The 12,591-nt window shown below is 70.8% G+C and carries 14 protein-coding genes; 5 read left to right on the forward strand and 9 right to left on the reverse strand.

Going from position 1 to position 12,591, the window contains the following annotated elements; genetic code table 11:
* Window positions 1–161: 161 nt before the first annotated feature.
* Window positions 162–1,298 (reverse strand): tyrosine-type recombinase/integrase, encoded by a 1,137-nt coding sequence (locus ACFVGW_RS00155; RefSeq protein WP_385850062.1) that lies wholly within the window; start codon window positions 1,296–1,298, stop codon window positions 162–164.
* A gap of 592 nt (window positions 1,299–1,890) precedes the next feature.
* Here ACFVGW_RS00155 and ACFVGW_RS00160 point away from each other — a divergent pair.
* Genes ACFVGW_RS00160 through ACFVGW_RS00170 form a run of 3 tightly spaced genes read left to right on the forward strand, consistent with a single transcriptional unit; the run spans window position 1,891 to window position 3,279 of the window.
* Entirely contained in the window at window positions 1,891–2,715 is an 825-nt protein-coding gene (locus ACFVGW_RS00160; RefSeq protein ID WP_385850063.1) for a hypothetical protein, read from the forward strand.
* Between the two features lie 37 nt (window positions 2,716–2,752).
* Entirely contained in the window at window positions 2,753–2,920 is a 168-nt protein-coding gene (locus ACFVGW_RS00165; RefSeq protein ID WP_385850064.1) for a hypothetical protein, read from the forward strand.
* A 50-nt stretch (window positions 2,921–2,970) separates the two neighbouring features.
* Window positions 2,971–3,279: a hypothetical protein gene (locus ACFVGW_RS00170; protein ID WP_385850065.1), complete on the forward strand. Its 309-nt coding sequence runs from the start codon at window positions 2,971–2,973 to the stop codon at window positions 3,277–3,279.
* A gap of 485 nt (window positions 3,280–3,764) precedes the next feature.
* Here the strand turns inward: ACFVGW_RS00170 and ACFVGW_RS00175 are convergent, their stop codons facing one another.
* The 5 genes from ACFVGW_RS00175 to ACFVGW_RS00195 all read right to left on the reverse strand — a co-directional run bounded on the left by ACFVGW_RS00175 (window position 3,765) and on the right by ACFVGW_RS00195 (window position 6,401).
* Entirely contained in the window at window positions 3,765–4,148 is a 384-nt protein-coding gene (locus ACFVGW_RS00175) for an ROK family protein (protein ID WP_385850538.1), read from the reverse strand.
* The gene (locus ACFVGW_RS00180) at window positions 4,043–4,303 is read right to left on the reverse strand and encodes an ROK family protein (RefSeq protein WP_385850066.1); all 261 of its coding nucleotides are present in this window, start codon (window positions 4,301–4,303) and stop codon (window positions 4,043–4,045) included. Before ACFVGW_RS00180 ends, ACFVGW_RS00175 begins: the two co-directional genes overlap by 106 nt.
* Window positions 4,225–4,794: an ROK family protein gene (locus tag ACFVGW_RS00185; RefSeq protein WP_385850067.1), complete on the reverse strand. Its 570-nt coding sequence runs from the start codon at window positions 4,792–4,794 to the stop codon at window positions 4,225–4,227. Before ACFVGW_RS00185 ends, ACFVGW_RS00180 begins: the two co-directional genes overlap by 79 nt.
* Window positions 4,795–5,043: 249 nt before the next feature.
* Window positions 5,044–5,679, reverse strand: a complete 636-nt coding sequence (locus tag ACFVGW_RS00190) for a DedA family protein (RefSeq protein WP_385850068.1) — start codon at window positions 5,677–5,679, stop codon at window positions 5,044–5,046.
* Complete coding sequence (locus ACFVGW_RS00195; protein WP_376579637.1) at window positions 5,676–6,401, reverse strand: class I SAM-dependent methyltransferase; 726 nt, start codon at window positions 6,399–6,401, stop codon at window positions 5,676–5,678. The genes ACFVGW_RS00190 and ACFVGW_RS00195 overlap by 4 nt, the downstream gene beginning before the upstream one ends.
* A gap of 132 nt (window positions 6,402–6,533) precedes the next feature.
* Between ACFVGW_RS00195 and ACFVGW_RS00200 the strand changes: the two genes are divergently transcribed.
* Window positions 6,534–7,673 carry a sensor histidine kinase gene (locus tag ACFVGW_RS00200; RefSeq protein WP_385850069.1) on the forward strand — a complete coding sequence of 380 codons (1,140 nt, stop codon included), beginning with the start codon at window positions 6,534–6,536 and terminating at the stop codon, window positions 7,671–7,673.
* Window positions 7,670–8,320 (forward strand): response regulator, encoded by a 651-nt coding sequence (locus ACFVGW_RS00205; RefSeq protein ID WP_385850070.1) that lies wholly within the window; start codon window positions 7,670–7,672, stop codon window positions 8,318–8,320. Before ACFVGW_RS00200 ends, ACFVGW_RS00205 begins: the two co-directional genes overlap by 4 nt.
* 76 nt (window positions 8,321–8,396) lie before the next feature.
* On the opposite strand, the gene ACFVGW_RS00210 is transcribed toward ACFVGW_RS00205, so the two are convergent.
* The 3 genes from ACFVGW_RS00210 to ACFVGW_RS00220 all read right to left on the reverse strand — a co-directional run bounded on the left by ACFVGW_RS00210 (window position 8,397) and on the right by ACFVGW_RS00220 (window position 12,550).
* A complete protein-coding gene (locus ACFVGW_RS00210) occupies window positions 8,397–9,728 on the reverse strand; it encodes a diaminopimelate decarboxylase (protein ID WP_376579642.1) in 1,332 nt (443 codons plus the stop codon).
* 152 nt (window positions 9,729–9,880) lie between these two features.
* Window positions 9,881–11,185: a diaminopimelate decarboxylase gene (gene lysA, locus ACFVGW_RS00215; protein ID WP_385850071.1), complete on the reverse strand. Its 1,305-nt coding sequence runs from the start codon at window positions 11,183–11,185 to the stop codon at window positions 9,881–9,883.
* A 21-nt stretch (window positions 11,186–11,206) separates the two neighbouring features.
* Complete coding sequence (locus tag ACFVGW_RS00220; RefSeq protein ID WP_376579646.1) at window positions 11,207–12,550, reverse strand: M20/M25/M40 family metallo-hydrolase; 1,344 nt, start codon at window positions 12,548–12,550, stop codon at window positions 11,207–11,209.
* Window positions 12,551–12,591: the final 41 nt, after the last annotated feature.

Genomic DNA, 12,591 nt, shown 5'->3' on the forward strand with positions numbered 1-12,591 from the left:
TCAGCCCTCCGCCTGGGACCACCAGGAGCAAGATCCGGGCCCATTCCAGATCCACCCGCGCCGAGGAGATGCAGCAACTGCCGTTTCCGCTGTTCAGCACGGGGTTTGACTGCTGTACCACCAGCAGACGAAGAACCTGTTGTCCCTCGGAAGGCGTGGAATTAGGCCGCCTCCCATAGACCCGCGTCCAGGATCCGGGCGGCCTTGGTGATACTGCCCGGCATCAGATGCCGGTACGTGCGGTACGTCTCCTCGATGGACTTGTGCCCCATCCACTCCGCCACGTCGGTAATGGGGATCCCGTTGCCGAGGGCGTTCGAGGCGAAGTAGTGCCGGAAGCCGTACATCCCCACCCCCTCCTCCGGCGGGAGGTCCATGAAGAGCCTCCTCACCCGGCGCCGCTCCATGCCTTCGGTGAAATAACCGCCCGGGCCGCGCAACAGATAGCCGTCCTTCGTGGTGCCGTGCTTCTCCCCGTAGCGCTCGATTGCCTCCCGCACCGACCTCGGCAGAGGCACTTCACGGAACTCCCCCGTCTTGCGGTGCTTCAGCTTCGCCGGCCTCAGCGTGTTGGAATGGATCTGCTCCCGCACCCGGTATACATCCTGGGCCACCAGGTTGTTGACGTTCACCGCCCGCGCCTCACCGTTCCGCAGACCGCATCCCGCCATCATCACGATCTCCAGCGCCAGGTCCTCGTCGGCGACCGTCAGCGCCTTTGTCACGTAGGCGAGAGAGGGAATGGCAACCGTTGCCCGCACGTATTCGGGTTCCTGGACTCCCTTCACCGGGTCGTCGACCATGGCGCCCTTGGTATAGGCGTCCCGCAGGATGGTCTTCAGGACCCGGAAGATGTTCACCTGGTTTCCCCGGCCGACCCCGTCGCTCTCCATCTCGTCCAGGAAGCGTTCGACGACCATCGGTGTGACCGAGTTCAGCTTCCGCGCTCCCAGGCGCGGGACGATATGCACGTTGATCGAGCTGTCGACGTGCTCGCCCATGGAATAGTCCGTCATCCTGCGCTGCCGGGGCCGCCATTGCTTCGCGTACTCCTCGACCGTCAGCTGACCCAACTCACGGCGGGCCGCCGCCACCGACGGCGCTGTGGTCTTCTTCTCCGCATACAGCTGCGTGAGACGTTCGATCGCGTCGTCCTGCGTGGCGTAACCGGACTCCTCGCGCTGCTTGCCGAGCGCGTCGCGGAAACGGATCGAGTAGGGGTGAGGGCAGCGGGTGGGCTTGGCGCAGCCGCAGTCCTTGAAGAAGGACCCCATGCCGCGGGCGAGCTGTCGGGCCATGTCGCGAACCATCCAATCCAGCCCAAGAATCATGCTCAGGCGCCTGCTGCGGGTCGAAGGTCAGCAAGTGGGGACACCATGCGGACGCATGCTGACCGTTTGCTGACCTAAGGGGGCACATGATGCCCCTGACCTGCGGCGACCCCAAATAGTCAGATCTTGGACTTGAACAGAGTACGCAGCACTTGGGACTCCTCTGAGACGGCTCCCTGCCTGCTTTCTGCAGGTCAAGGGCGGGCTCGACCCTACACCGGCACGCGCCGAACGATGATTGTGAGGAACATCGCTCCGGTCGGGCTGGACGGCTTTCCACCTGGGCTTTCCCTGAGCACCGGCGTCTGTTGGGACCACCACCCAGGAACGCTCGGGGCCTCATGCTGACCAAATGCTGACTTACCTGATGAGCCATCAGCCATGTAGGAGGCTTCTCGGCAGCATGGAACTCGCGAGCAAAGAGGAGTCAAGGCGCCGACATCAGCCCGCCAGGCCAAGGTCCATGTCACGCGCCCCTGCGCACTTGCGTGCGCCATTCCTCCCTTCCGTACGGTCAGCGCGATTGTGAACCGCTCGCGTACACCGTGAAGGAGAACTGTTGAAACCGACTGAGGAAGTGCTCCAGGACCTGACCCAGCCGTCGAACATCTCCATCCACTCCGACGACGCACTCGTCGGCACGGTGAAGGCCGCCGTCACGGCGGACGACACGAAGCGGAAGGAGAACGAGGACGAGCCGCTCCGCAGGAAGCCCGACCTCGCCTCGATCCCGCGGACGGAGCTGCCCCGTCAGTTCGAGGTGACCCTCTGGGACATCCTCCATACCCTCGCCCGAGCCACCGCTCTGTCGTGGCGGGGTGCAGGGCGAGGGCTGGCGGAACACTGGGGCGCGCTCAAGTACGCCCAAGCCCTGGCCGGCGGTCACGACTCCTTCCTCGGCCTCACCGACGAAGGCCACCGCATCGCGGACCACTACAAGTCGCTGCAGTCCGGCGAGCTCGGCATCGGCTTCGCGCTCACGCTCGCCAAGTACATGCTGGGCAGCCGCTTCCCCGACCACTCGGTGACGATCGTCCCCGCCGACACGGCGTTACGCGCGGGCTGGGCCCTCACCAGCAGAGACAAGGGCGAGAAGCTGAAGTACCGCTATCGCCCCCAGTACTTCGCGGAGGTCTGGCGGCCGGGCGAGCCGCCCCTCGTCATCCCCCTCGCCTGCAAGGGCAACCACGGGCGACTCCGCCACCTCCGCCGAGCAATTGGCCTCCGCCTCCGCCCACGCCGAAGCAGTCCACATCGGAGCGTGGAACGAGACCCCCAGCCTGCTGTTCAGCACACAGCTCCCGACGGACGGCGGCACGATGACCGTCCACGCCCTCCAGGCACGCGGCAGCGGAGGTCGGCTGTCCCCGGCGGAAGGCCGTGAGCCGAACCTGAACGCCCCACCGTTCCAGGCGAACGTGATGCCTGACATCCACCCGCCGGCCGAGGGCCCGGTGGCACCGGAACCCGTACGGGGCTGCCACGTACAGGCGAAGGACTACGCCTGGTTCCAGGAGTCACTGGCCCACACCACGGCGGCCGGGCTCATGGCCTTCACGGGATCCGGCACGCCACCGCCCGGCACCTGACGGATCGGCAGGGCCGCAAACGGTTCACCGGCCTCGAGCACGCGGCCGGCATGAGCGTCCGGGACGCCGCCCACACTCTCTTCGGCAACGAGTACGTCGGCACCGATCACGTCTTCCGTCTGAACGGCCCTCGCGTCGAGGCGTTCTCCGGCGTGGACGCGGAGGTCTTCCGTCTGCTCGCCCGGGGCGACGTCGAGGAGTACCGCGCCCTCGTCCACGCGAGCCGCCATGTCCGCCCCCGCGTCACCTTCGACAAGGATTGGGGCGGCCCTGTCTCCGTCCACGCCGACGGCTCGGTCTTCGCTTTGCGGCTGCTGCCGGGGCAGGACGAGGAGCCGCCTCCGGACTCCGACCGCTGACATGGGAAGGCCGCCGGGGCCAGCTCATCTCATAGCCCGCCCCGGCGACACCTTCAGGACGAGATCGCCTGGGAATGGCGATGTCTCGCCCCTGCTTGAGTGGCGGAAACGGCGCTCGACAAGGACCTGAACGGCGAAGGCGAGACGGGAAGCCCACCCGCAACCGGCCAGGGAGCCGGCCGGCGTTGCGGACAAGGCGACCTCCCGAAGGGGGATAAGGGGCGGGCAGCTGCGGAACAGCGACCGACGGCCGGGGGAACGGCCGCGAGCGAGTGGCCGTGCGCGGGCCGATGCCCCCACACCGCAATGCGCTACGCCCTCGCAGAGAAGCCCTCGGACAAGGCGGCCGACCGAGGCTGGAGCGCGAGCCTGACCTTCGCCGCAGATCGTGTACGGAACGGTCGGGCCGGGCGACGGCTCCCGACCCCTCACCGTTCACGACCGGCGCTCCCGGATTCCGCGTCGTCGGTGTCTCCCGTGGTCAGTCACTGTCCGCCGTCTCTGCCCTGGCGCGCTGCCCGGCCCTGCGGGGTGCGGCTCACCGGGCCGAAGGCGTCCCGGTCGTCCGAGAATCCTTGGAAGGCAAAGGCCGCCGCGCCGCGGACCGCTCCCCGCGGTAGGAAGCTGAGACGGAGGGTGACGGCATGCATGGGCTGGGCGAAGGGGTGATCCGCGCGGGCGGCCCGGGTCTCGTTCAGCTGGCGCTCGCCGAGGTGGGCGGCGACCTGGTTCCCCAGGACGAGGACCTCGGGGCTCAGGATGTTCACGAGGCTGCCGATGGCCGCGCCGAGATAGGTCGCCGGCCGCCGGACCACCTCCCTGGCGACTCCCTCTCCCTCCGCGGCTCGGGCCGCGAGGCCTTCGAGCAGACGGTGGTTCGAGTGAGCCGCGTCGAGGAGGGGGTCGTCGGGGAGAGCCGGAGTGTCAACGCGATGCCGGGGACTCCTACGTAGGCCTCGACACATCCCCTGTTTCCGCAGCGGCAGGTGCGTCCCTCGTACACCGGGCAGATGTGTCCCCCCACTCCCCCGCGCTATTGGTGAACCCCCGGTACGGCGAACCGTCCAAGGTGAACCCGGCGCCGACTCCGGAACGGAGGGGCACCATCGCCAAGTGGTCCGTGTCCCGCCCCGCACCGAACCACACCTCCGCGAGAGTGCTGGCCTTCAGCGGGTTGTCCAGGTGGACGGGGAGGTCGAGGCGCAAGCCGGGTAGGTCCTTGATAGGCACGTCCTGCCACGCCCAGTGGGGTGGGGACGCCCCGTTCCCTCTCCACGAGACCGGGAACGCCGATGCCGGCGCCGAGCACGTGCGCGTGGGAGTTCCGGTCGTGTCCAGAGCCGCCCCCACGCTCGCGTCGATCAGGTCCACGACCTGTTCCGGCGAGACCAGGTCCGGAGCGATCGGACGCTCGTCGACGGCGAGTTCCGCCAGAGCCAGGTCGAACAGTTCGGTACGCACCGAGGTCCCGCCGACGTCGACACCGACGAGTGCGCCGCGGGACGGAGTGCCCAAGGCCGACGATCACCCCCGCGTGTCAGGACGTCATCTTCGGCTTCAGGGCCTCCCGTCCTTCCGCACCTCCGCTTTGCGGTTCGCCGCGCTCCCTGCTGTTCCAGTGGACCGTCGGCGATCGACTGGCCACTCCGGTACGCGGCGCGTTCGTCGTCGGCTTGTCGGCCGCGAAGGCCGCCGGCGTCCGCACGTGTCGCCCTTGGCCTCGGCGGCCCGCAGCCCGTTCTGATCAGGCGACGGCAGGACTGCTCAAGAACTCACGACCGCTCTCTCAGAGACACGGCTTCGGTTGCGGCGTCTCCGTCTCGTTCCCGTCAGGACGACTGCCGTGACACACGCGGCGGCTACGGCGAGGACGGGACCTCCGACGGTGATCACGTGCTGCAGCGAGGCCGTCGCGGAGTAGCCCGTTGCCGCTTCGGCTCCCGCCCACAGAGGTGCGGCGAGGAGGCTGTGGGGCGCGATGCGGCGGTAGGGCACGCGGGTGGCCCCCGCGAGGTGGGGGGTGAGCGTGCGGACGACGGGAACGAAGCGGGAGAAGAACACGGCCTGTCCCCCGCGCCGCGCCATGAGGGACTCGGCCTTGTTCCATGCCGCCGCGGGCATGCGGCGGCCGAGGCCGCCTGTACGCAGGCGGCTGCCCAGCACGCGCCCGACGCGGTGTGCGAGGGCGTCGCCGAGGGCTGCCGCCGACGCGGCCGTGGCGATGACCAGGGTGAGGTCGAGTGTCCCGGCGCGGGCCAGTGCGCCCGCGGTCACGAGCAGGGTGAGGGTGGGGACGAAGGCGCCGATGACGAGCAGCGACTCGGCGAGCACCGCGGTGGCCAGGAGGGCGTAGGCGGCGGGCGCGGGGATCTGTCCGAGCGTCGCGGTGAGCGTGTTCACCGGGGCCTCCCCGCGGCGGCGTGGTGCTTCGCCCCGGGGCGGGTCGCGGGGCGGCGCAGTTGCCAGACCCTCGCGGGCGGCAGGTTGCCCCAGACGCTCCAGCAGCCGGTGGCGTAGCGGCGGTGGTAGTGCGCGAGCAGTTCCTCGACGGCGCGGTGCCGTCGGGCTTCGGTCGGGGCTGCCAGGGCCCGGGCGTACCGGGTGCCGCGGTAGGCGAAGTAGGTGAGGGTGCCGCCGGGGTGCAGGAGCTCCAGGTACCGATTCATGATCGTTTCGACCTGTGCCGGGGTGAAGTTGGTGAAGGGCAGGCCGGAGACGATGACGTCGTAGGAACGGTCGACGTCGAGGTGTTCGACGAGGGTGTGGTGGACGCGGACCTGGTCGCCTCGCGTGGCGAGGGCCGGGTGGCTGCGCACGAGGTGGCGCAGTCGGGAGGCGAACCGCGGGTTCGCCTCGACGACGTCGAGGCGGCTCCCCGTGGAGAGCAGGGGAACGAGGGTCCGGGTGACGGCTCCGGTGCCGGCTCCGGCTTCCAGAACGTTCAGGGGCCGTGTGGGGTGGTCGCGCACGGGGTCGGTGAGCAGACGGGCCAGTGCCCTGCCGCTGGGGGCGACGGCACCGGTCGTCGACAGGTCTCGGAGCGCTTCGACGAGGAAGGCCCAGCCCTCGGCATGGCACTGCGCGAGGTCACGGTCGTGCGAGGTGGTGGTCCTGTTGTCCATGGCTTCGACGCTAGGAAGGTCGCGAGCCGCGCAGATCGGCCCTTGTGCCACGTCGTTCTCCGACGAAAGTAGGAGGGCGGCGCAGCGGATCGTCGGAGGGGGCGGAGCGGGCCCTGTGCCTACGCTGAGCCCGTGAACACGGAACGCCGACACCGCTGGGCCTTCTACGGCCGTCTGGCCCTGGTGGGGCTGCTGACCTTGGCGGCCGTCCAGAACGGCGCGTCGAGTGCCGGCGGCGAGTACGTCTCCGTGCGCAGTGCGGTGGCTCTGGCGTGCGGTGCGGCCCTGGCGCTTCCGCGGGGGCCGTGGTGGCTCGCCCCGGCGCTGACGACGGCGGGCGCGGGGGTGTCGGGATGGACCATGCTTCCGCTGCTTCTCGTCGCCCTGTTCGATCTCTCCGCGCGTCGGCGGACCGGGGTCGCGGTGCTCTGTGCGGTCCTGGCACTGGCGGGGAACGCCGTGTTCCGTCCGGTGGTCTCCCTGTGGAGTCCGCAGCAGTACGGCTCGACGCTGTTCTTGCTGCTCGCCGTACTGGGCGGGCAGTGGATGGGCAACCGGCGCCGCCTCGTCCTGGCCCTGAACACGCAGGTGGAGCAGTTGCGCATCGAGCGGGACCTGCGCGAGCAGGCCGCGCGCCTGGCCGAGCGTTCCGCGATCGCCGCGGAGATGCACGACGTCCTGGCGCACCGCCTGAGCCTGATCGCCCTCCACACCGGTGTGCTGGCGGCCCGGAAGGAGACGCTGCCCGGGCCCGTGGGTGACCGGCTCGCGCTGCTGCGTGCTGCTTCCACCGACGCGCTGACCGATCTGCGGGACGTCCTGGGCGCGCTGCGCTCTGCCGACGCCCCGGCGGCACCGGACAGGTTGCGGCCGGCGCTGCGCGACGTCGAGGAGTTGATCGAGCAGGCCCGGGCCGCCGGGCAACGGATCGACATCGTGATCGAGGGCACGCCGGATCAGGCGCCGGCGGCGCACCGGCTGGCCGTGCTCCGGCTGATCCGGGAGGCCCTGACCAATGCCCGGAAGCACGCCCCCGACGCGCCCGTCCGGGTCCGTATCGACTACGGTCCGCCCGCCACGGTGATCGAGGTCGTCAACCCTCCCGGCAAGAGCGCCCATGCCGTGCCGTCTGGCTTCGGCCTGGTGGGGCTGCGTGAGCGGGTCGAAGCCCTCGGCGGACATCTGAGCGCCGGTCCCGGCGGTGCCGGAGCCTGGCGCCTGGCGGCCCGCATCCCCCACCCCGTCCACGAGCAGAACGGTCCCCGTACGTGATCCGCACCATGATCGTCGATGACGACGCGCTCGTCCGCCTCGGACTGACCGACCTTCTCGGCGGCGATGAGGGCATCGAGGTCGTCGCCGAGGCCCACGACGGTCTCCAGGCAGTCGAGCTGGCCACGGCGCACCGCGTGGATGTCGCCCTCGTCGACGTCCGCATGCCGCGCATGGACGGCATCACTGCCACCTCGCTTTTGCGCGCCCTCCCCCATCCTCCCAGGGTCATCACGCTCACCACCTTCGATCTCGACGAGTACGTCTACAACGCCCTCGCCGCAGGGGCGGACGGCTTCCTGCTCAAGGACACCGACCCGGCCGAGATCCTGCGGGCCGTCCATCTCGTGGCCAACGGCTCCGCGATGCTGCACCCCAGTGCCGCCCGGCGCCTCATCGACAGGTACCACCACGTCGGCCGCCCCCAGGCCGTCCAGGCCCAGACCCGTATCGACGCGCTCACGCCGCGGGAGAGGCAAGTGCTGGCGCTGGTGGCCGACGGGGCCACGAACGCGGACATCGCCGGGGCGCTCGGCATGCGGGAGAGCACCGTCAAGTCGCACGTGAGCCGGATCCTGGTCACCCTGGGCGTGAGCAACCGGGTGCAGGCCGCGCTCCTGGCCCATGACGCGGGCCTCATGCCGTAGCGGCGGAGCAGCCGGGGCCCGGGGTGGCGGAGGACCGGGCCCTCTCGCGGTGGCTGGAAGCGGCCCTGTCGGCCCGTCAGGGCCGAACGGCCGGATCGAAGCGGGCGAGGAACGCGTCCGCGTGCCGCGCACCGCCCTCGGCCGCCAGCTCTTCCATGGTCTGCGGTGCGCGCACCAGGGCGAACGTGACGGCTTCCTCGCGGTGCAGGAATCCGTAGACTCCCGGCCTCGGCAGGCTGTTGTACGCCCAGGGCGCCGAGAAGTAGTAGGCACCCGTGTCGTGCAGCACCACGAGGTCGCCTTCGGCGAGTTCGGGCAGCGGGCGCTCGTGCGCCACCACATCTCCGGTGAAGCAGAGCGGGCCGGCGATGTCCTGGGGCACGACGGGCGTCGTCCGGGGCGTGCCGTCCGGGGCGTGGGCGGTGATGCGGACCGGCCACGCCTCGGGCATGAACACCGTCCGGGCGGCCACCTGCGCTCCGGCGTGGGTGAGGGCGATCCGTCGGCCGCCGGAGGTCTTGACGTATTCCACGACGGCCGCGGTGAAGCCGTTCTTGGCGAGCAGGGAGCGGCCGAATTCCGTGACGATGCCGTAGCGGCCGTCCAGCAGGGCCGGTTCGGCGTCGGTCAGGGCCTGGACGTAGTCCTGGTACGTCGGGGTGACCTCGTCGTCGGCGAAGTTCACCGGCAGTCCCCCGCCGAGGTCGAGGCTGGTGACCTGGCGCCTGCCCACGCGCGCGTTGATCTCCTCGGCGAGCCGGTGGAGGGCGGCGAGGCCCTGCGCGATGAGCGGCAGCGGGCAGCCCTGCGAGCCGACGTGGGCGTGGAGGCGGGTCAGCCAGGGGCGTCGCAGAAAGGCCTCGTGGACTCGGTCGCGGACACCGGGGTCCTCCAGGGCCACCCCGAACTTGGAGTGCGGCGTCGCCGTGCTCATAGCGGCGATGCTGCCGCCTCCGACCTGCGGGTTGATCCGGAGGCCGACGACGGACCGGGAGTCTAGGGGACGCAGGGTGTCGATGCGGTCGAGCTCGCCGAGGTTGTCCGCGTTCAGCGCGATGCCCCGGATGAGGGCCTCCGCGATCTCGGCACGGGTCTTGGCCGGGGAGTCGAGGACGATGCGTTCGGGTGGGAATCCCGCGGCCAGGGCCAGGCGCGTCTCCCCCGGGCTGGCGACCTCGCACCCCATCCCGGTGTCGGCGAGCAGCCGCAGCACCGGAACCAGCGGGCACGCCTTCACCGCGAAGGCGTGGAGTACGTCCGGTATGGGGGCGAAGGCGGCGTGGAGGGCGGTGACGCTGTCGCGTACGCCTTGGACGTCGATGAAGCCGGCGACCGGTCGCTCGTGTCCCAGGAGTCCCTCGGCCGTCGCCTGTCTCAGGATGTTCCGGACTTTCTCCTGGTGGGACATGCTGGTCTTCTCCCTATGGGTGGGCACGGCGCCCGGTCGCCCGGGGGTGTTCGGGTGCCGGAGCGGGCGGGTCTGTGCGCCGGCCGGGGCGTCGGGCAGCACGTCCGGGTGGACGGTGGCCGATCGCGGGCGGTGCGGCGGCCGGGGGCCGGTCATTCGACGTCCAGTCGCAGGACGTCGTCGATCGTCTCCGCGCGGACGAGGAGGCGTGCTGTGCCCTTGCGGACGGCGACGACGGGCGGACGGGGCTGGCAGTTGTAGTTGTTCGCCATGGAGCGGTGGTAGGCACCGGAGGCGGGAACGGCGAGGAGGTCCCCGACAGCGAGGTCGGCAGGCAGCTGAGCGGAGTCCACGACGATGTCGCCGGACTCGCAGTGCCGGCCGCAGACGGTGACCGTCTCGAGGGCGGTCCGGCCCGTCGTCGGACCGGCGGGGGCCACCGTGTAGGAGGCGTCGTACAGGGCCGGGCGCATGTTGTCGCTCAGGCCGCCGTCCACGGACACCCAGGTGCGTAGTCCGGGCTGGCGCTTGATGGTGCCGACGGTGTAGAGGGTTACCGTGGTGGGTCCCGCTATCGCCCGCCCGGGTTCCACGGCGAGCCGGGGCATGGGCACGCCCACGGCACTGCAGGTCTTGCGGACGCGGTCGATGAGCACGGGGGCCAGGTCGCGGACGTCGAGGGGGTGTTCGTCGGGAAGGTAGGCGATGCCCAGTCCTCCTCCCAGGTCGAGGCGCGGCAGCACGGTTCCGTGGGTGCGTGCCGTGTAGGCCATCAGCTCAACGAGGCGATCGATGGCCGACTCGAAGACGTCGGGGCACAGGATCTGGGAGCCGAGGTGGCTGTGCAGGCCCACCAGTTCCAGGCCAGGCTCGTTCAGGACCCGGGAGATGGCACGGTGCGCGCTGCCGGTGGACAGGGAGAAGCCGAACTTCTGGTCGTCGGTGCCGGTGGTGATGGACGCGTGGGTCCGTGCCTCCACGCCCGGGGTCACCCGGATCAGTACCTGCTGGCGCACGGCGTGGCTGCGGGCAACCGCGGAGAGCCGGGATATCTCGTCCTCGGAGTCGAGCACGACGAGCGAGACGCCGTAGGAGACGGCCTCGGCAAGTTCGTCGGTCGACTTGTTGTTGCCGTGGAAGATCAGGGAGCTCCCGGGGACGCCGGCGCGCCGTGCGATGCGCAGCTCGCCAGCGGAGCAGACGTCGAGACCCAGGCCCTCTTCCGTGAGCCACCGGGCGACCTGGTGGCACAGGAAGGCCTTTCCCGCGTAGAAGACGTCGTGGCCGGCGAAGGCGTCGCGCCAGGTCCGGCACCGGCTTCGGAAGTCCTCCTCGTCGAGGACGAAGGCGGGGGTGCCGAACTCCTCGGCGACGTCGCTGAGAAGGACGCCCCCGATCCTCACGCCATGGGCTCCGCTCACGCTCGTGGCGGGCCAGAGGTGATGGGGCAGCTGCACGATGGGTCCTTTCGGAGGGGCTCAATAGGTGGTCAGGAACCGGTGGAGGACGCGGACACCGAACTGAAGGCCGGTGACCGGCACGCGCTCGTCGATGCCGTGGAACATGCCGTAGTAGTGCAGCCAGGGGTCGAGGAGGAGCGGGGTGAACCCGTATGTGCTGATCCCGATCCGCGCGAAGGCCTTGGCGTCGGTGCCTCCGGACTGGACGAACGGCACCGGGTGTGCCCGGGGGTCCTGGCTGCGGAGCGCTTCGGCCATCGCGGCGAAGGCCGGGCCTTCGTGGTCGGCCGAGACGGCGTCCTCGCAGTTGATGAACTCTCGTGTCACCTGCGGGCCGAGGAGGCGGTCGACGGTCTCCAGGAAGGTGTCCCGGGCGCCGGGGAGGTATCTGCCGTCCACCTCGGCGTGGGCGCGTGACGGGATGACGTTGACCTTGCCGCCGGCGGTGAGCACGGTGGGGTGGGCGGTGTTGCGGACGGTGCAGTCGAAGAGTTCCCCCAGCTGTCCGAGGCGGGCTGCCTCGTCCTCCAGCCGGGAGCGGTCGATGCGGAGGCCCAGGGCGCGGTCGAGGGAGTCCAGCAGGGCCTGGACGGCGGGGGTGAGACTGGTGGGCCACCGGTGGGCGGAGAGACGCGAGAGGGCGTGGACGAGTGCGGCCACCGGATTGTCGTCCCCGGGGCCCGAGCCGTGCCCGGCCGTCCCCCGGGCGGTGAGGCGCATCCACGCCGTGCCGCGCTCTCCGACGGCGATGGGGTAGACCCGTGCGTCCTGTTCGGCGTGGACGGGGCGCGTGGTGACGGAGAAGCCGCCGGACTCGCTGATCGCCTCGCGGACCCCGGCGAAGTGGTCCCGGTGCGCGGTCACCACGTGGCGTGAGCCGTACTCCCCCGTCGCCTCCTCGTCCGCCAGGAAGGCGAGGACCAGGTCGCGGCGTGGCCGGTGCCCGGTACGGGCCCAGGCGCGGACGAGGGCCAGGGTCATGGCGACGGCCCCCTTCATGTCGACGGCGCCCCGCCCCCACAGGCAGCCCTGGTGCAGGGCGCCGGACAGGGGGTGCAGGGTCCAGTCGCCGGGGTCGGCGGGAACGGTGTCGAGGTGGCCGTGGACGAGCAGCGGCGGCAGTGCGGGGTCCTGCCCCGCGACGCGGGCGAGGACGCTCGTGCGGCGGTGCCGGGGTTCGGTGAGCGTGGCGGCGATGCCGGCGGCGTCCAGGGCCTCGGCGACGTGCTCGGCCGCCTGCCGCTCACCTGGGCCGGTCCCGTCACCGGGGTTGGCGGTGTCGATGCGCAGGAGGTCCGAGCAGAGGTCGGCGACGTCGGTGGCGTAGCCGGCGTGCAGGCCATGCGGGGGTGCGGTGGTCACGGGTTCTCCGCGGAGGGTCGGGCGGGCAGGGCGGGGGCGGG

The organism is Streptomyces sp. NPDC127129 (assembly GCF_042671585.1).
Lineage (GTDB): Bacteria > Actinomycetota > Actinomycetes > Streptomycetales > Streptomycetaceae > Streptomyces.

What these genes read in the sequence shown, in the direction of transcription:
- ACFVGW_RS00155 (WP_385850062.1), bottom strand. Translation starts at nt 1,298, where the DNA reads ATGGCCCGACAGCTCGCCCGCGGCATGGGGTCCTTCTTCAAGGACTGC.
- ACFVGW_RS00165 (WP_385850064.1), top strand. Translation starts at nt 2,753, where the DNA reads ATGCCTGACATCCACCCGCCGGCCGAGGGCCCGGTGGCACCGGAACCC.
- ACFVGW_RS00170 (WP_385850065.1), top strand. Translation starts at nt 2,971, where the DNA reads ATGAGCGTCCGGGACGCCGCCCACACTCTCTTCGGCAACGAGTACGTC.
- ACFVGW_RS00195 (WP_376579637.1), bottom strand. Translation starts at nt 6,401, where the DNA reads ATGGACAACAGGACCACCACCTCGCACGACCGTGACCTCGCGCAGTGC.
- ACFVGW_RS00210 (WP_376579642.1), bottom strand. Translation starts at nt 9,728, where the DNA reads ATGTCCCACCAGGAGAAAGTCCGGAACATCCTGAGACAGGCGACGGCC.